This is a genomic window from Paenibacillus sp. P36 (assembly GCF_045866505.1).
GTDB lineage: Bacteria > Bacillota > Bacilli > Paenibacillales > NBRC-103111 > Paenibacillus_E > Paenibacillus_E chondroitinus.
Genome location: NZ_AP038372.1, coordinates 701,260 through 720,503, shown reverse-complemented (window position 1 = coordinate 720,503; position 19,244 = coordinate 701,260). Strand labels below are relative to the sequence as shown.

At 39.9% G+C, this 19,244-nt stretch carries 16 protein-coding genes and 1 pseudogene; 7 read left to right on the top strand and 10 right to left on the bottom strand.

The features are described 5' to 3' along the window. Positions 1-8: 8 nt before the first annotated feature. From nikC to cntE, 4 genes are read left to right on the top strand one after another with little or no spacing between them, the layout of a single operon-like run. Positions 9-830, top strand: coding sequence for a nickel ABC transporter permease subunit NikC (gene nikC / locus ACKTT9_RS03240; RefSeq protein ID WP_407872950.1), 822 nt, complete (start codon positions 9-11; stop codon positions 828-830). 18 nt (positions 831-848) lie between these two features. Beyond that, positions 849-1,679 carry an ABC transporter ATP-binding protein gene (locus tag ACKTT9_RS03235; protein ID WP_407870478.1) on the top strand — a complete coding sequence of 277 codons (831 nt, stop codon included), beginning with the start codon at positions 849-851 and terminating at the stop codon, positions 1,677-1,679. A 5-nt stretch (positions 1,680-1,684) separates the two neighbouring features. After that, a complete protein-coding gene (gene nikE / locus ACKTT9_RS03230) occupies positions 1,685-2,515 on the top strand; it encodes a nickel import ATP-binding protein NikE (RefSeq protein ID WP_407872949.1) in 831 nt (276 codons plus the stop codon). Next, positions 2,512-3,843: a staphylopine family metallophore export MFS transporter CntE gene (gene cntE, locus ACKTT9_RS03225; RefSeq protein ID WP_407870477.1), complete on the top strand. Its 1,332-nt coding sequence runs from the start codon at positions 2,512-2,514 to the stop codon at positions 3,841-3,843. Before nikE ends, cntE begins: the two co-directional genes overlap by 4 nt. Before the next feature lie 358 nt (positions 3,844-4,201). Here cntE and ACKTT9_RS03220 read toward each other — a convergent pair whose 3' ends face one another. Both ACKTT9_RS03220 and ACKTT9_RS03215 read right to left on the bottom strand, forming a co-directional pair. After that, entirely contained in the window at positions 4,202-4,861 is a 660-nt protein-coding gene (locus tag ACKTT9_RS03220) for a CPBP family intramembrane glutamic endopeptidase (RefSeq protein ID WP_407870476.1), read from the bottom strand. A gap of 274 nt (positions 4,862-5,135) precedes the next feature. Next, entirely contained in the window at positions 5,136-5,624 is a 489-nt protein-coding gene (locus ACKTT9_RS03215) for a DUF6843 domain-containing protein (RefSeq protein WP_407870475.1), read from the bottom strand. 98 nt (positions 5,625-5,722) lie between these two features. On the opposite strand from ACKTT9_RS03215, the gene ACKTT9_RS03210 reads away from it, so the two are divergent. Further along, the gene (locus tag ACKTT9_RS03210) at positions 5,723-6,154 is read left to right on the top strand and encodes a hypothetical protein (protein WP_407870474.1); all 432 of its coding nucleotides are present in this window, start codon (positions 5,723-5,725) and stop codon (positions 6,152-6,154) included. A 54-nt stretch (positions 6,155-6,208) separates the two neighbouring features. Then, positions 6,209-6,631, top strand: a complete 423-nt coding sequence (locus tag ACKTT9_RS03205) for a hypothetical protein (protein ID WP_407870473.1) — start codon at positions 6,209-6,211, stop codon at positions 6,629-6,631. A 94-nt stretch (positions 6,632-6,725) separates the two neighbouring features. On the opposite strand, the gene ACKTT9_RS03200 is transcribed toward ACKTT9_RS03205, so the two are convergent. Both ACKTT9_RS03200 and ACKTT9_RS03195 read right to left on the bottom strand, forming a co-directional pair. Then, the gene (locus ACKTT9_RS03200; protein WP_407870472.1) at positions 6,726-7,847 is read right to left on the bottom strand and encodes a hypothetical protein; all 1,122 of its coding nucleotides are present in this window, start codon (positions 7,845-7,847) and stop codon (positions 6,726-6,728) included. Between the two features lie 664 nt (positions 7,848-8,511). Beyond that, on the bottom strand, positions 8,512-8,784 hold the full coding sequence (locus ACKTT9_RS03195; protein ID WP_407870471.1) for a hypothetical protein: 273 nt from the start codon (positions 8,782-8,784) through the stop codon (positions 8,512-8,514). Between the two features lie 112 nt (positions 8,785-8,896). On the opposite strand from ACKTT9_RS03195, the gene ACKTT9_RS03190 reads away from it, so the two are divergent. Next, positions 8,897-9,118 carry a helix-turn-helix domain-containing protein gene (locus ACKTT9_RS03190; protein ID WP_407870470.1) on the top strand — a complete coding sequence of 74 codons (222 nt, stop codon included), beginning with the start codon at positions 8,897-8,899 and terminating at the stop codon, positions 9,116-9,118. Positions 9,119-9,166: 48 nt separating this feature from the next. Here the strand turns inward: ACKTT9_RS03190 and ACKTT9_RS03185 are convergent. From ACKTT9_RS03185 to ACKTT9_RS03160, 6 genes and pseudogenes are all read right to left on the bottom strand, one after another. Then, a pseudogene (locus ACKTT9_RS03185) lies at positions 9,167-9,253 on the bottom strand (topoisomerase DNA-binding C4 zinc finger domain-containing protein); the annotation flags it as partial. A 12-nt stretch (positions 9,254-9,265) separates the two neighbouring features. Continuing rightward, positions 9,266-10,147, bottom strand: a complete 882-nt coding sequence (locus tag ACKTT9_RS03180) for a restriction endonuclease (RefSeq protein WP_407870469.1) — start codon at positions 10,145-10,147, stop codon at positions 9,266-9,268. Between the two features lie 19 nt (positions 10,148-10,166). Beyond that, entirely contained in the window at positions 10,167-12,572 is a 2,406-nt protein-coding gene (locus ACKTT9_RS03175) for a DUF2357 domain-containing protein (RefSeq protein WP_407870468.1), read from the bottom strand. Continuing rightward, positions 12,544-15,294, bottom strand: coding sequence for an MrcB family domain-containing protein (locus ACKTT9_RS03170; protein ID WP_407870467.1), 2,751 nt, complete (start codon positions 15,292-15,294; stop codon positions 12,544-12,546). Before ACKTT9_RS03170 ends, ACKTT9_RS03175 begins: the two co-directional genes overlap by 29 nt. Before the next feature lie 156 nt (positions 15,295-15,450). Continuing rightward, complete coding sequence (locus ACKTT9_RS03165; protein ID WP_407870466.1) at positions 15,451-16,518, bottom strand: type I restriction endonuclease; 1,068 nt, start codon at positions 16,516-16,518, stop codon at positions 15,451-15,453. Between the two features lie 375 nt (positions 16,519-16,893). Further along, positions 16,894-18,615 carry an ATP-dependent nuclease gene (locus tag ACKTT9_RS03160; RefSeq protein ID WP_407870465.1) on the bottom strand — a complete coding sequence of 574 codons (1,722 nt, stop codon included), beginning with the start codon at positions 18,613-18,615 and terminating at the stop codon, positions 16,894-16,896. Positions 18,616-19,244 lie beyond the last annotated feature (629 nt).

Here is a 19,244-nt window from a genome sequence, read left to right as displayed (position 1 = left end):
TTAAACCTATGAAGAATATTTTCACAGGTAGGAAGACCATCATCGCGTGTTCTTGCTTCCTGCTGCTTTTTTTCTTAATCACGCTTCTGGCACCTTATCTGGCACCACATGATCCGATCAAGGTCAATCTAGCATTAAAGCTGCAGCCTCCATCCTCGGAGTATTTATTAGGGACGGATCATCTGGGGCGCGATCTCTTATCCCGACTGCTTTACGGTGCTCGCATATCGTTAGGCTTAGTTTTCCTGGTGTTTATTATGTCATTAACCATAGGGTTAATCGTTGGAACCATTGCAGGATACAAAGGCGGATGGATCGATACCTGCCTCATGCGCTTCTGCGATGGGGTTATGGCTTTTCCGAATCTCGTACTTGTTCTTGGAATTGTAGCGATGCTTGGCCCCGGTATTATGCAGATTGTGTTTGCCCTGCTTCTTGTTCAATGGGTAACCTACGCTCGCATGTTCCGCGGCCTTGTTGTTAGTTTAAGAGAGCGCCAGTTTATTACGGCTGCCATGATCAGCGGGTCTTCACCTTGGACCATTATGAGGAAACACATCATTCCCGGCGTCCTGCCCCCTATTGTCGTGATCGGGACACTTGAGATTGGCTGGGCGATTATGGATATATCTGCGCTGTCTTTCCTTGGCTTAGGCATTCAGCCGCCTACTCCTGAGTGGGGGGCCATGATTCATGAGGGCAAAAGTTACATTCGGAGCCATCCCGAACTGATGATGTACCCGGGACTTTTCATTTTACTTGTCGTTATTAATTTCAATCTGCTCGGCGAAGCTCTTTCGAATAAATTCGGGGTAAAAAAACGCTTTTAAACAAGGAGTGAGGCTAGAATGGGCACCCCCCGCAAAGTACTGCAGGTAAGTGGTTTAAACGTCAAAGTAACTACAAACCAAGGCCAACTTCAGCTTCTTCACGATCTTCATTTTGATTTAGCTGAGGGTCAAATTCTTGGTCTAGTCGGCGAAAGCGGCAGCGGCAAAAGCGTTACGTGCAATACTCTTTTGCAACTGATGAATCAACAGACAACCGTCGAAGGCAGCATTCAACTGAGTGGCCGAGAGCTTAACGGCTTGGAACCGAAAGAGATGCGCCGCATTCGAGGCAAAGAAATAGGTTTTATTATGCAAAATCCGATGAACGCCTTTACACCTGTGTATTCCATTGGCAATCAATTCATTGAGACCATCCGTACGCATAGTAGATTGAGCAAAAAAGAAGCCTACGAGCTGGCTGCCGTTTCTCTAGAAAAAGTAAATTTGCCGAAACCTCATGAGATTCTCAAGCAGTACTCTTTTCAACTCAGTGGTGGCATGCTGCAGCGGGTGATGATTGCTATGTGTATGTGCTTGAAACCTGCCGTCGTCATCGCCGATGAACCAACTACCGCCTTGGATATGGTCAATCAATTGCAGGTGTTAAGGCAGCTAGAACAGCTGCGGTCGGAATGCGGCACAACCATCTTGTTGATTTCCCATGACTTAAGCGTCATTGCGGAGATGGCTGATGAGGTTATGGTTATGCAGCATGGCAAAATAGTTGAACAAGCCAGTGTCTTTCAACTGTTTGATCACCCAACCAATGCTTATACCAAGAAGTTGCTAAACGCGAGGTTGCAGCTGCCCGACCCTTCTAGCAAGCGCAAACTTATACAAATGGGGTAACAATGATGAGCTTGTTGCAAGTACAGGAAGTCAGCCACACCTATAAGAAAAATAGATTATTTGGCTCATCGCGCGCATCAGCGCCAATCCTTTCCAACATCTCCCTCTCGATCGATGAAGGAGTTTGCCTAGGTTTATTAGGAAGCAGCGGCGCTGGAAAAAGCACACTGGGCAAAGTCATACTTGGGCTGGAGAAACCACAGCAAGGTAATATCCTCTTTAAAGGGCACGATTTGTACAGCATGAATGCAGCAGCACGCAGGAGACTTCGTCGAGATCTGCAAGTTGTGTTGCAAGACTGCTATTCGGCCGTCAATCCAAGCATGTGTGCCGAGCAGATCATTGGAGAGCCTCTTAGCAACTACATGACAATGTCCGTACTTGAACAAAAGCGAGCGATCTGTGAGCTGCTAGAAATGGTCGGTCTGCAGGCAGCGGACATGGCGAAATATCCCCATCAGTTCAGCGGCGGCCAGCTGCAAAGAATCAACATTGCCAAGGCGATTGCGCTGAACCCGAAGCTCATCGTGCTGGATGAGCCGATTAGCAGCTTGGATATGGTAAATCAAAGCCAAATTTTGGCCTTGTTGCATGACTTGAAGCGATCATTTGGGCTTTCCTACCTGTTCATCACCCATGATATCAAGGCGGCTTACACCCTTTCGGATCGGCTCGCGGTCATGGAACAGGGAAAACTCGTGGAACAGTTTGAAAATAAGGATTCGATTTTCACATCGTCACACCCTGCCGTCAAACTTTTGCTGCAATCCGTCCTTGCCGAGCATCCCCGGGAACGGAAAATCAAATCCGTTAGAGCGGAATGCCGGTCGCTATGAACAAAAGCGGTCCTTTATCTTTACCTTTTATAAAGCTATATGCCATCACTTTTCTATTTTTTAGCGCGAATCCCATCTTAAATGTTATTGTGCCCCTGCGCAGTGAAGCTGGTGGCGCAACCAATGCAGAAATCGGCGTCATGATGGGCGCTTATATGATAACGAGCATGCTCTTCCGCCCGTGGGCGGGCAACGTCGTTCAGCGCTTCGGGCCGCTGTCTGTTTTACGTGTTTTATTGCTCGCAAATGGCCTTATTCTAATTCTGTATACGATATCCGGACTGGAGTGGTATTTCGTTCTTCGTGCTATGCAGGGAGTAACGACGGCATTTTTCTCCTTAGCCCTGCAGCTAGGTATTGTTGATAAATTGGCCCACAATGATCGGTCTCAGGGCATATCACTGTATTTATTAGCGGGCATGCTGCCTACCGTAATTGGTCCTATTCTGGCTTTAAGCTTGTGGGACTGGGGCGGAATGTCTGCGTTCACCGTAGCTATGATCGTTATTGCCGTTGCTACAGGTCTCATAGGCTTCACGGCTCCGCTGCCTTCTGGCTCGCAGGCTATGGATAAGCAGGAGCAAGTAGGTCAAGGTGCGGGGGAACTGGCAGGTCAAGGTATGGAAAAACAAACAGGTCAAGATAAGGAGCAACGAGCAGGCCAAAGTATGGAGCAAAAAACAAGCCAAGGCATTGAACAACAAACAACCTCTCTGTCCTCTCAGCTGCGTCAACTGTGGACTCATCGGGCATTTCTTATATGCAGTACAGCCATGCTGGTTGCCTCTGTCTCCTTTGGGGCTGTTACGACGTTCATTGCGCTCTATACGCAGCAAAGCGGTGTCGGTCATGCCGGCGTTTACTTGATGCTTCAAGCTGGCGTGATGGTTTTATGCAGATTCGCTTTACGTAAAAAAGTTCCTTCAGACGGCCAGTGGCATCCCCGTTTTCTCACCGGGCTGCTGCTAAGTATGGCAGTTGGGCTGAATCTATTGGCATTAGCTGTATTTGGCGGTGCATTACTTATGTACGCGGGCTCTATGTTGATAGGGTTGGGCATGGCACTGCTCTACCCCCATTTGGTGACGTATTTGACCATCGTGCTGCCAGCGGCCTCTCGGAATACATTAATCGGTGTATTTATTGCTGTATCTGATCTTGGTTCTGTGCTTGGCAATATCGTCATGGGGACGGTTGCCGATTACTTGTCCTACTCTTTTATGTATGGCATATGCGCTGGTTTGCTGCTTGGCGTTGTTGCGGTTGTGGTTATAGGTGGGCGGCGTTTGGTGGTTTTCCAAGAACACCGTGCTTCCCATTCAGGATAATCTCGAATACGATTAGACATGCAAAAAGCCCCTGTTTGGGGGCTTTTTTTATAATACTAAAGAGTTGCAACTTCTATTTGCTGCACCAGAGCATGTTCCATTCTGGCTGTACATCATTTTTGCCTGCTTTTTTACGTATAGCATACGTAACATGCGTAGAAATAAAGGATAAGGAGCAATCCAACGCACACTAAAATATTTTCAAAACGCCCAGACATGCTCTTGAATTTATAGCGAATCAATAGCCTAATAATAAAGTTGAATACTATCATAATAAGGATTAGAGGGAACCATACATTAATTAATTCCATTTGATCCTCCTTCAACTTGCCAAACTGACCCTCAAAGTACAGTTCCATCACGTCCCATGCAACTGAAACATCGCATAAATATCCAAAAATCCATGAACCAGAATAATAGGAATAATACGCTTCTTTTTAGCAAAATAAATAGAGAAAATAAAAAATAGTAATCCGTTTAATATCGCGGGTACTGCACCTTGGTACAAATGATAAGAAGTTTGGATCAGCGTACTTGCTAGCACAGCAATCTCTTCCTTTTTAAAAAAGTGAAGAAACTCGGTTATTCCATACGCTCTAACAATTAATTCTTCAAAGAAAGGATTCACAATAATGAAAAGAACATAAAATAGCGTGATGTTGCTTTTTAAGAATCCAATGTTCTCGGGCTCAGACCTTAAGTGTGGAACGAATAGAATCAATACAATTTCAAGCACATAAAAGCAGAGATATAGTAATAACGCATGACCAATATCGGTAAATTTGAAGGTCCAGCCAAGTTCTTTAAAACTTCTCCCCTGGCTTTTGAGTGCCACTCTCAATAAGATTAATCCCAGAAGTTCCAATACCAAGCTAAAACCGAAACTTAAATTATTATCTTCTGTTCCGTAGGAAGGATGAAATAGAAGATATGTTGAACTCATAATCGGCCATCCAACTGCAAAAAGCAATACAATAATTAAGCACATTAACCTTTTTCTTGCCTCAAAGTCTAGCATCTCAGTTCTCCTCGAGCTTCGTTAATGGAGTATAACTAACAAAGATTCTTTTGCTATCTAATACCATTTCGCTCCCTTTTAACTATTTGCTAAAACACAGTCCAACTCCAACTCTAATGACTTCGTCAGAATGAAGGATTTCCCTCTGACTTTGTCCAAACTTAATAAAATTCACCAAATACTTTAATGACAAAGAAAAAGGTTGATTTAATTCTTTTGTTAATAAAAAAAGGAGAGCCCTAAGGGCTCCTATTATTTTTAGTTAATGAAGGGACTATCGTTCCTTGGAAGGTCTTACTTGATCCCACTGTTCCTTTGTACCTACATAAAAGCTAAGTTTTTCTTTTATATCTTCTGATTTACCATCTGCCTTTCCTATTGTTCCGGAGGTAGTAGAGACACCATGAATCATTTCCACATTAGTAGGAATTTCTTTTTGTGTGCCCTTCTCATCAACATAATAAAATCTCATAGGACCCGTTACGTTTGTATTTGAAGTGTTTATTTTTCCGGATGGAGGGACTTTAAAAATAATAGTATTTCCTTCATGTTTTAAAGATGCGGAATCTACTTGGTCGAAAGTTACCTCTACCCAGCCTGCATAATCATTTGGTAATAAAAATTTATTAGTGGGATTTTCTGATTTATTTAATAGAAATAATGAGCCGATCACTAAGCATACAAGCACTGAAGCTGCAAATGTAACTCCTACAATCTTCCTCATAGCTATCTCCCAACTTTCTAATTTCTGCCACCACTTCATCGAATACCTCATTCGTGGTAATATGGGTTTTATGGAATTATATGTATTTCAAGTGAGAATATCACAAAAAGAGGTTTTGGTGAAAGGAGTCATTATGAATGAAAGGGTTTCTGATACACACGTTAATTGTTGGTATAAGCTACCTTTCCGGAGTTATCTTTTACAAAGCAGCGATGCATCTACTTGCCATACCTAAAAATAGCGAAATTGATTTACTTTACCCATGGATTACTATCTTTTTTATTTTCTTTGCTCTTCCGATTTACTATGTATTAAATTTGTTTCTCCGATTTTTCAAGTTTCGTTCAATGGTAACAAGTACAATTCTAAAGACTGCTGTGTTAGTAGTGTTTAGCCTGTTTTCCGCCATTATGGTGCCTTTTATCTTTGGTGGTTTTGGGTATCTAGGAACACGAGAATTTTTCTTTTCGGAATTTGCGATCATACTTTATTCGTTTTTTATAGGAACATCCGCAATATTTTCAATTTGTTCATCAGTAGCGGAGAACTATCATAATAAACCGATGTGATTTATAAAAAGGTCCTCCACCCTCTCTCTTCAACTAACTTATTAAGGAGAATATATGACTATTGCAAAAAGAGTTATCAGTTCTATATGTTTATTTATTTTGATAGCTTGTTCAAATGAACAAACTAACGTGACTACAAAGGATGTTAATACTTCTGATCTAGATCAAAGCCTTCAAACATGGGTACAAAACAACTCAAAAGAAATTGGCATTTACATAAAAAAAATCAATGAAAATAATGACCAAACAGAAGAAATAAATTACTTAATTTATTCAAGAAAAGACCTTAGCTATGATTACAGAGTAACTAAATCGAAATTAGAAAATGGGACTTTAAGTATATATTTAAATGATAAAATGGCATCAAACGATCAATTCGTAAAAAAAGAATCATTAGCAATAATAACCTTAAAAACCCAACCTAAGAAAATTGAATTATATTTAAATGATAAAACAGCCAATTATATAATAGAGTAGAAACAAATTTTAGAAACCTCCCAAATCACACTGTCAAAGTGGAAATTGGAGGTTTCATTTTGTTGAAACTGATATTAGAAAGCAAAAAATTCATTTATTTCAATATATCACCCTTTGTCGGAATACGGACTCCCTGAGGCATATTAAATGAAGATACACCGGAGGACTGCTGCACGCCAGGATTCCGTATCGTAATGCTGATCTTCAGATTGTTACTTCCCAAGTAGTTTGTTCCGTTGCCCGTTGGTATATTGTCTACAACCTCTCCTTCATACACAAGTTTGCCATTATCGTACATCTTGCCGGTTCCGTTGGCATTTCCATTCACGAAATCGCCGTCGTATGCAATCGCGCCATTCATATAAAATTTACCTTTACCCTGATAAATACCATCCTGATGTTCTCCATCATAATAAATCGTTCCGTATTCGTAGAACTTGCCTTTCCCTGACATGGCTCCAGTTGTGAACTGGCCTACATACTTATCCCGCTCATCGTCGGAAATAAATGTACCCGTTCCGTTGTATGTACCGTTCTTGAACGTTCCCGTATATCTTGTTTTTCCATTCGAATGATATTCAGTTCCCGTTCCCTCAGGAATGACCGAATCTGAAGTAACCTGTCCAGCGTATTGCAGATAACCTTCGGGCGCATAAATCTTGGCATCCCCCAATTTATTATTCTCCGGACGTGTCATTTCCGAATACACGCTGCCGTCCTCATTGTAGCCTATGTCCTGAATGACTCCGTTCACTCTTTTTCCTTCTGAGCGTAGTTTCCCATCTTCGAAAAATGTTTTGCCGACCAAAATTACTTTCCCATTCGCGAATTCGCCTTCGTAACGCTTCTGTCCGTTCGGGTAATACGCTGTCCCTTGTCCATGCGCTACACCATTTACTAACTCACCTATGTATTTGTATGTTTTATCGGACATTTTGACCGTCATTTCTTTCACAGCAGCGCCAGGCTTATCCGCTTTGGCAGGCACTGACGATGCAGTCGCTGGCATGCTGGCAGTTTCCGCGCCATTTTCTCCAGACTTGGAGGCGATATCCGTCACCGGTTCATTGGCGTTCTGGCCAGGAGGTATGGGGGAAGGTGGTTCTGACCTTACGTAGACAGGCTGGGCCGTGATTTTCCCATACAGGTTGTATGCCAATGTTCCACTAATAGCTAGAAGAGAACCTAACAACAAAATAGCGAGCACATTCTTCATGTTGTCACCTCAAAGATTATTTAGTTTTGGATATCATCCGCACGATGCAAATACATATATTTCCTACATAGACATCTGTTTTCTACGTTAACATACTAGAGTTGATATTGAAAGTATTGTCGGGATGTGTTCATTTCAGCAGTAAAAAAAACCTCTCATTTTGAGAGGTTTTGAAGACACTGTTCATCCCTTAACACTTTGAGCTTATTGTATAAAATCCCCTTCTCCAGCCTTAAATGGAGCAATTCTGTATCTAGACCTTGCCCGATGGCATGTACCGCGGTGACGATATCCTCTGCCATAAGTATATAAATAGAGTCTGCCTTCTCGGAGATGTACGTTAGTATAACGACTACGAAATCTTTGCACTCGTTAATTCTTTAAATGAGTACTTATTTCTCTTTAATAGTTTCATTGTATTTTGTAAGGATGAAATATCATAGGACTAATGGATGCGGTTGATTTATTCTGAAGCATGTGGCAAATGTGAAGTGTAGCACAGGACTTAGGTTTCTTGGAAGGTCCTACTTGATCCCATTTTTCTCATGTACATTCATAAAAGTTAAGCTCTTCCATTAAATTTCCCTATTGGTTTTCTTGATGTTTAAAAGTCGGGAATAATGGGCGGCATGATGTAACTAAGTCAAACATGATTAGATAGAACCTAATCATGTTGCACCCTTAGGCCTTTTAGCTTGAGCTTGTTCTCTAGCATCCTCTTCTCCAACCTTAGATGGAGCAGTTCTGTTTCAAGATCCTGGCCAATGGTATGCACTGCTGTGACAATGTCCTCTGCTGTGAGGATATGAATAGAATCCGCTTTATGGGAGATATACTCTAGTATGATGTCGATGAATTCTTTGCAGAGGCTGATTCTTTGAGTTAGAGTGTCTTCTTCTTGTAGGGCTTGTTCATATTTGGTTTGGACTTCTTGCATGGCTGCCACCTCACATTATTACGTGTATGCGTACCAGTTATAAAAACATTATATGGTACGTTATTGCGTATAGTCAATAACTAAACATGATTGCTCGAAAGGTGATCTAACCATGGCAAAAAAGGTAATCGTTAAAATATCTGAACTTACTAAAAAACACAAAATTTCCATGCGTGAGTTGTCTAGGCTTTCAGATGTGCGACATGCAGCCCTAAGTGAGTTAGCGAATGGGAAACGGGAGAATATTAACTTCAGTCATATTGTGAGGATCGCTGAGGCTCTAGAGATTCAGGATATTCGGGATATTATTGATATGGTCGAGGTCGATGAATAAGAAATAATGAAACGAACCCTAGAAGCGTTAAGCTCCTAGGGTTCAAATTTAAACGGATTTCGTATGCCTGCATTTAGGAAATGTAGAACAACCAAAAAACTGCTTACCCTCTCTGCCCTTTCTCAGAACCATAGGGGCACCACAAGATCAAATTGTTTCTTTCGAAGTAGAAACTTGCGCTTGAGATCTTTGTATTTCAACTTGTGCGGTCTGTTTTACTGGTTGTGCTTTCAGCTTTTTATTGGTTGGTTGCCATTTTCCCCATGCTTTTAGCTTCTGTTCCAATAAAGCTCCATGCCAGTAATCAACCTTGAATTGCTCAGCCTCTTTTTTAGCTGGTTCCGTTAAATCCGATGTAGTGACCAGCAGGGAAAGGATGCAGTCATGATTTCTCTTTGCCCCAACCAACTCCCGTACGATCTGAACACCTACATTGTTGTGGTTAGCATAGCATTTTGCTTGTACTGCAGTTTTCTCTCCACGCTGGTCAATAATTACAAGATCTACCCCACCATCTTTACCTCCCACACCTACTTCATGAACCTTATAACCTTGATCACGGAAGTACAATGCAAGCAACCGTTCGAATTCTGCACCAGACAAGTGATCAAATGAGCTATTTAAGATTTCATCATCTGATCTATTTTGTAACACTCGCGGCTGTTGAGATTTACTGGAGCTACCATATTTATTCGCAGATTTCTTTACCTTACTTTTTTTCTTACTCGAAATTAAAACTCCACAGGTAATTATCATGACAATAAAGACAATGAATCCTATAACGATGCCTGACATCGACCAATTTTTAGTCATATTTTGTATTTCAGTATAGTAATTCACGCATTTAAATAAGATGAAAACAGCACCTACAAACCATAAAATTGATGCAAGTTTCACTGGTACCCACCTGACAAATATTCGAGAATAAATAATTACTCCTATTAATGAAAATACTGCAATAAATACTGCGATAAATATCAAGGGATAAAGCAAACTTTGATTCATCAATTGCCCTAGTTCACTATTCATTCTTGTAGTTTCCTCCATCTTACTCCACTTCAATCCCCAAAACCGCACTACCCAAATCCAAATGCTCTCGATCCAGCGTCACGCGAACCCTCCCTGAACGCCGCTTCTCTCTCCACTCACTCAATTCCTCTTCCGTTTCCAAACGCAGTTCCGAAACCTCATTGGCTCTACTAAGCATATAATCCGTCGTATACAAAATCCGATAAATCCCATGCCCCGCGGGAATTATCGCCTTCTTCTTTTTAACCCATTCTTCTACTTCAAACTTAACATAAAGCTCATCCGTTGCTCCCCTACTAGAAGGAATCTCTGTTATCGCAGAGCGTGCAACAACCTTCCAATCCCTCACTCTTCCATACCAAGAGATCCCGGCTTCCTCCGCACCAAACAAACGGATCGACTGATACAAAGCGACGAACTCCAGTCTCGTCAGCACCTTATGATCGGTTATATTACGAAGTGGTGTATGGTAAAAACCGTGCCGCAAAGCAGCGTCCAACTGAGACTGTTTACTTAAAGCCCCAACCAGCACATTTTTCCCAGATAGTTTGTTTCCGTAATACTCCTTCGTCCCACGCGGCCGCGTTGTCCGCTCGTAAGCTTTTTCCGGGCTATCCATAATGATCTCGTCCAAAAACTTCTCCATCAAACTAGTAGAGTTCGGCAAAAACGGAAAAGCTCCAATATTAATGAGCTCCACACTTTTATAAAACTTATGCTGCTCGAAACGATTCTCGTCATGATAAGGAAATAGCACATAAGCTCCAAACATGCTCCGTTCGTACTCTTTGCCCTGTCCCTCTGAATACACAATGGCATCCCGATAGCGATGCATCGTGTTAATATCATCCTCTTCCGGTCCTGGAATCCTGTACTTCTCATAATAAGGCGTTCCCTCGTAGGCCGGATTAATCCTATACTTAGCATCAAAAATGTACTTATACTCAGCCGCGGCATCATTCTTCTTCAAAGTCAGAACATTATCCGGCCGCTGCGCCAATGTCTGACTCCTATCGCCCTTCGGCAGTGCATTATAAAACAGTGTGAAAATCTCCCCATTCACCGGGTTTTTATACACCATTTTCGCCTGCTGCGACTTGTCTAGTGTTACGAACAGACCACTCCGATTGATGCGGATGATATCCTGTTTGAGAAGCTCATACTTTTTACTTAAAAGATGATGAATCTTTAAGAAACACCAATACTCATAGAGTTGGGCCAAATCTTTCATTGATAGACGAAACAGATCATTCTGGATCGACAAACCTTTTAACAGCATTAAATAATATCGATACACCTCTCGGTAGCCCGACGCCATCTGCAATACCAACGAAATCGAAAACTGCCGCATCTCACCAACTTGCAAAAAATCATGCTGTAACGACCGCTGCACTTGGCTTTGCATCCGATTGAGCTTATTCATAAGCTCGGGGTCTTTGGTACGTCCTTTCTCGGCTAGACGGATTTTGATATCCTTCAGCTTCTGGTTAACACGAGCAAGAACCCATTTTACAAAACGGTTCTCAGCCGTATCGTAATCAACATGACGTCTACTCTCCAACAAATGGGTTGGCGTAAACCGCTGTCCTGCTACCTCAACAACCCCAGTCACCGGATCCTTAGCCAAAAGATGTGGTCGCTTGCCTAGAAACGCGATGTTTTCTTTTCCGGCTCTTTTTACGCGTGCAGCATCGACAAGTCGGTTCTCTCTCTGAAGCTTGGAATGAGGTGAAAGCTTAATTCGCTCAACAGCCTGAACAAGCAGCGTAAAAATATGCTGAAGAATTGTAAAATACTCTGTTAAACTCTGATGATTCGTCTCTTTCAACCCGGTCATGTTATAAGTTTTGCGTAGAAAGTCGAATGATAAATTATATATCTGTTCATTAACGTCATTAAGAATCATTTGGTAGTCATTTTTATAATCAATTTTTGCGGGGAAGATCTCCAACTGAAGACGAAAAACGGCCTCCCCATTCAACCGAAGCTCAAGCTCCGAGTGACCAACCTCGTTTTGAAAATTAAGAATCCCTGATAAAATCATCTTCCCCAGTGGCTTAATAGCCTGTCTCACATTCATGTTGTCATGATAAAAAGTTAGCGAGATATCTGCCTTTTTCTCAATTACCAGCTCGTAAGCTTGAGTTTCGTAAAAAGTCGGCGCGCATGCGTCACCTGAATTCCAATTTCTTAGATCCGCATGCTCTTGCGAAAATAGCGAAATCGACTCAATCGAAAGCACTTCTTTCAACGTAGCAGCATGAAAATGCGCATCCACCCAAGCCTCATTCTCATCTCGATGAAGGTTCAGAGTCTCCACAGTTGGATGAAAAGGTTTGCCCTGAATATAGAGGTTAAACAAATTCGTCTCGATCCGCAGCAATTCTCTGCTTTGATTAGGAGAGCCAGTATGAAGTGAAGCCATCTTCTTCTAACCTCCGTAGCATGAAGGCGATTTTCCTTGCACTTTGTGGATATTTGGATGCTGCCAATGTTTCGTATGAAAGATACAATTTGGAGGCATCCTCCATGTACTCCGCGATAGGCAAACTGCGCTCCTGTGCAACCTGCATGAGTTGAAGTAATGCTTTTTTCACCGATAAGTTACTTCCTTGAATACGGGGCAGAATCTTCTGTAACAACTGCATATCAAAAGCTGCTTCCTTGCTAAGCAACGCAAACCGTTCATTATAGATCATATAGAAACACACTGCATCCCTAATTCTGAATCCAACATGGGAGTGAATCTGCTCCAATATGCTATTTATTTTAACCAGCAACTCCGTTGTCTCTTCCGTCAGTAGCTTATAGTCACGATACACATCAATAAGCTGCAAATACTCGCTTCGTAGGACTGAATTAGGGGGAACTGTAGCCATTTCGGTATTACTTGCTTCCTCCACAGATGGATATTGACCAAGCTCGATATAATTGAACTCGATGGTGTTGGCGCGGTCCAATACCTTTTTGCTAAAAGGATGCGTCGTCTCATCCATATTTACCGTTCCGATGATGTACACATTGTCTGGCAAATAGAGGTTGCCGTACAGTTGCTTATCTGACTCAATTTGTAGTGAGTCCCTATGTATGAGCGGCGTTGTCACAATCCGTTGATTATGCCATTCTTGTGTTTCAAGCACACTCAGTAAATCGCTGAAATAGTGCTCAACCCTGGCCAAGTTCATTTCATCCAAGCATATAAAATAAGGCTTATGCTGATTGGCTGGCTTGGAGGCCTCAACCAAAACTTCCGTTAACTTCCCTGGACGAAAAACACCAGACAAATCTTTATACCCCAAAAGATCCGAAGGATCACTCCAATCCGGTCTTACAGGAATCAATGTGAACTGACCATTGCTTGCTGTTGCTCCTACTGCCTCAGCGAACAGCTTGACTAACTTCGTCTTCCCCGTGCCGGATACCCCCGCCAGTATAACGAAAGGCTTGGCTTTTAGCGATAAGAAAAAGTTTTCGATCCAATGGTCTGGGTACATGAACCCTTTGCTCGCTATGAAATTTTTGATCGTAACTACTCGCCCACTTACGGTTAATGAATCCACAAGAGGTGTCTCCTCCCACTCGGTGTACGTGTACATCTGACTTGATTTTGAAATAAATTTTAGAATCTCTAGCCAGTTGAGCATGAAAATAGAGCGTTGCTTCTGGGTCACTTCGCCCCAAGTTTCTTGCATACCGAGAGCCTCAATGAAGATCGGCACGAAATGATCTAAAGTAAAAGTGCCTAGCTGCTGACAGATTTCTATAACCTTATTGATGCTTCTTACAAGTGGTGTTTGGTTTTCAGCATACGTTAGTTGATCACGAATTAGCCGAATTTGATGATCACTAAGTTCCCATTTATTATCGTTAAAATGGTTGGCATATTCTTTTCCTAGCTCAGTTAATGAAAAGTTATTCTCATTTATAATTAGTAAACCCAAGTCCTGTAGTGCTCGTCCTAAATGGCGGATTCGCTCTTTTGGATGTTTTACATCATCTCCAGAGAGAAGGATTGAGCCTTGGTTTGAAATTAGTTCATCTAATGTGACCGCTTCTAGTCCGTTGTGATATAGGTAATGGATGATACCTTGCCCGGCGTATAGATGGCTTATTGTGTAGTTGAAGCTTACTAATCGTTCTGCTTCCTCATTGGAGTTGATGCTCTTATTTACATACTCGTTATAGTTGGTGACAGCATTATTAAGATCAGAGATTAGCTGCTCATCCTCTGGCAGATGATCCATATCGTACCGATAATACGCCATGGTAGATACTTGATAGTCCTGACCTAGACCACCAGATGTTAAATAAATAGCATCATCCTTCGTCATTCCCTCGAGTGGGAGTAGGTCGCGGATCTCTTGAACTTTTTGCTTGAAGTATTGGTAGGCTGCTTGTTTCCCTTTTGTTTCAATAGGGATAGTTACTCCTTGATTGAAAGTAAGATAGACCGAACTCATATCTTCTGAAAAAAGATAGACCAGATACTCACCCTGACGTGTTGTCTCGGTGATTCGCTTATCCATGATAGCGATCCACGGAATCGTTGCCCAGTTACCTTGGCCGACTGATCCTTGGATTTTCAAATCAGGGTGCATGAATGAGAGTTTCCTGAGCTCACTGGGGATTAATTGGCGTACTAAATTACCTAGTCTATGTGCGGCAAAGGTTTCTCTTTTCGCGACTAGGTAGGTGGATAAAATGTCGGTTAGTGCTTCTTTTAATGATAAAGTGCTTTGGTTCTGCTGATTATAATAGTTCTCCAGCTCAGATTGAGCGTAGTGATAAAGTTCACTTAATACATCGTCAGACCACGACTCATATAGCTCTTTCTTGAAACCTATGGAATCGCTCGTTTGCTCCAAAATGGTGGAAAGTGCTGTGATCGGGGTTGAGATGACGGACTGTACGTTAGTAACGGTCATGCTATTCCAGCTTGTTCCGGCTTTTTCTGGTGGTTGATCGACTGGAAGGCCGTTTGATTCTCTCTCCTGTAGGAGTGAGAGGAAGCGTTGTTTTATTTGCAGTAAAGTTGCCTCTCTTTTTCCTGAGGCTTGTATTTCGGTTAATAGTGCTATTATTAGCACCATTTTGTAGGATTTTTGTTTGTTGGAGAAGATATTTGATAATTCTATCGGTAGAGTCATAGATTACACCTACTTAATTAAATGAGTCTTGAAGATTACTTTTGCTTATCATAGAAGAAGTCCCTTCTTTCAGCATCACAAAGGGCATGCTTATAAAAGAAGGGACAGTCGAAATAATGAAGAGAATGATTGAATAATTAGCCCTAATAGCTAGTTTTATGCGAACTTTTTAGTTACTTCAATGATCTTAGACTGATATTTTTCAATATCATTTATAGATTCAATATTTACAGTTGTTTTCTCATCATCATTAAATTGAAGCCATTTGTTGTTCCCATTTAAGCCAAGTCTACAGATCCACTTTCTGATTGAATTATCTAACAAAATATTAAAGTAACTCAAATTATCGCGGTATCCAACTCTATCCGCGGTTACAATTCCTTTAAGCAAGAACCTCACAGTTACATAGCCTTCAATTTCTTCAGGTGTAGTTTCAATCTCAGGACTATCCTGCTCGATAGCAGCCGCCACTTCTATTGTACTTTCTGGAACAATCACTTGCTCTGCATTAGTGTTCGCTAATGCAGCTTTTAGCTTATCATTCAGAAGATCATTAACAAATTGCTTTAGCGAACCTTTAATTAGTCCCTGAAATTTTTCAATGACTTGCTTTGTTTTCTTTCCAGAATATACATTGTTAAGTATCATAACCATAAACTCTTCAGAAGGATTTTCCCATTGACTAGCTAAATATTGTTTGATTTCCTTCGTATACTTTAACTCAGATGCTGTGTTTAGGATACTTTGAACACTGAAATTATCTTTTCTAAATTTATATAATTCTGAAACTTGGTTGTCACGGAGATCAAAAAGATTAAATTCAAAAAAAGGAGCAGTATCCATTTTATTTTGTTGTTCTAGATCGGTATAGAATTTATAGACAATTCCATTTGTCAATATAGCGAATTTAGCATCTGTCGTTCCGAAATATCTAAACAGTTGAGAATCGTGTTTAGTAAGTGGCTCCTGAATTGACTTGGCCTCAATTAGAATTATTGGATTACCATCCTGCATGATAGCATAGTCTACTTTCTCCCCTTTTTTTATACCAACGTCTGCTATATACTCTGGAAGAAATTCCTCAGGATTAAACACATCATACCCCAAGAGTTGAAAAAAAGGCATTACTACAGAAGTTTTAGTAGCTTCTTCCGTTAAAATGCTCTCTCTTAATTTTATTACTCTTTTTGACAACGACTGTAGAAGTTCTGGAAAATTGTCCATTATAGTTACTCTCTCCTTCAAATTTCTTATTATCCAATATTCGACAACTGATTCTTTTTTCCTACATAGTTATGGAAAACTATTTTCCTATTCTGTCTGTATATGCTAATAGACCCACAATGCATTTTTTCAACAGATATCTGATGTTTGTCAAAAGCAAAAGCCCTCCGCTAAAAATAAGGGAGGGAAACTCGGTGTTACTTATCGTTATTTTTCGTTCAAGCAAGCAACGCGATGAACTCCACATGTTTTGAGACACAGACTTATTAGTCAAGATAACAATATCTTAAAAATTGCTTATTTTTTTAACCATATAAATCTAGAATCAATTTGTGGAGACTCTACTAATAAATGCATATGTGGTTATTTACAATTTCAAAAAGTAACAGCCCTCTCTTCTTCCCCCTTTTTTTCCATTTCTTCTTTAGTTTTTCTCTCTATCAACTCGGAAAATAATACATCATAATCATTTTCATTATTTATCCTACAAAATCCCGTATCTAAGGCTATCTCTTCGCCACGATTTATTATTTGCTCAAATAAATTTTCTACCAGTATTCTGGCATTACGAAATTCATCCACATTGGGCGTTTCATGTTCATGTAATATTTGGTAGATTACTTGAGTTTTTTTATCATTCGCTACATTTCCAATGCCAATAGCATTTTCAAAGTGTGATATAGAACAAAAAATTCTAATGCTATCCCTCTTTTTAAGACTATGGATTTTTTTACAATTTGTCAGTTGAGCTTTTAATGTTGAAGAGGAATGTTTAACATGATTGTCTACATCATGCAAAACATCATAATGAGAGTTAAACTGATTAAGAACTTTCATTAAGGTTACAATTGTAGCTTTACCTCTAGCACGAATTATGTGAACATTATAATTTTTTAACTTAGCAAGATGTTTAAAAGCAATATACTCAGTATCACCTTCAACAATTACTACTTTATTTGCAAAGAAAAATTCGTTTACATACGAGTCTACATAGTTTAAGATTTTCATATTTTTAATGTCGTCATTATCAAATTGTTCACTAACGGATTTATACAATTGGATTGCTTCTTTTTCACCAACACGGAAAACTTGTATAGAGGTATGTCTTTCGGATAGGTCTATAAGTATTGGCGAATGAGTCGAAATCATCAGTGGCAATTTTTGGCCAATCTTATAAAGAGAACGACTTAATGCTCGAACTGCTTCTGGATGCAAGAAGGCTTCTGGCTCATCAATAAGCAACAATTTATTTTCATTCTCACCTAAAAGCTTTTTTTCAATCATATTTTGAATAAGATATATTAGACTCATTCGTTGTAAACCAGTACCTTGATTTGCCAAAGGCATTTTAGATTGTTTATTGCTGTCTATATGAACACTCGAATTTGTAGACTTTAGTATCTCCGCTGATGAAAAACCTTCGCTTTCACCACCTACCACATTTAAGGATAAATGGTCATTTGAAAATAGAACTCGTAAGTTATCAGAAACATCATTACTAACTTGTTCCAGTATTTTATCCGTATTTAACTTAATCTTTCTTAAAAACTTTGGATAAGCCTTTCTAATTTGAGAGTATTCCTCCGCTAATTCGAATAGCTCCTTTTCTTTTTCCGGATCTCCAGCAAAATTTTCAAGCTTTTGCAAATCATTTTTTATTATTTCAGAATAAATATTCTGAATTAGATCGCTGATGTCATCAGGTAACATAGATGGGGTTATGTAAAAGGGCTTGTTACTTAATATTTCTTCCAATTTTTCTTTCAATTCGTGTGTATTTCTAATCTCGGCGTCTTTTTCATCATAAAAACTTGGTGCAGATTCTTCTTTATATTTTTTCACAATAGTGATTTTATCATCACTAGATTCAAATACCGCTTTTAGGACGATCTTCTGCCCCCGTTCTGAAAAGCAGTCATTAGGAATAGTTTTTGCCTTAGTCTCTTTTTGAAAAAAGCAATTGATAGCTTCTAAAATGGTTGATTTCCCTGTATTATTTCTTCCTGTTAAAATAGCAATTGAGTCTTTAGAAAAATCAATCGTAAACATTTCCTTAAAAACCTTATAATTTGTCACACTGAAGTTAATTAATCTCATTAGTTATTCCCCTCCTTGACACAATAGTTAAATTATACCATATTACTAGCTAATTTGTAGGATAAATAAAACGTACCTAGGTCTTAGGAATCATTCGGAATCAATAAAGGACTTTAGTCAACGATGAGATGTTTTCTATAAGTTAATAAAGTTGCTTTGATTAAAGCTATTGCAGAGCTAGATGAGGCAACAAAGGAACTTTTACAATGCAGACAAAACATTATTGTTTATGATAAGGTCAAGATTAAATCACTATAGAAATTAGAAAAAGTGATTTCTATAGAGATGGATGAAATGCAAATTTATTTAATTGACCATTACTCCAAACATCAATAGTGCTTTGTTACAAAGTAATCTCTATACAAATCGATAATTTAGTGATAAATACCGGTGCTGCGTCTACACTCCTATTCTAAGATCTCGTATCACAAATTTTTATTAAACTTGTAAATGGGACAACCTTGTAAGAAGTTTTGGTATCGGCGGGGACGAGTATTCATTTCAGAGACGTATAGATCACATTAAATAATATCTAATTAGTTCTAAAGGATATACCTAATGATTTTGGTGTTTATCATGAAAAGATTAATGATATTAATAAATTGTTTGGTCTCGACCTATTAAAAAGC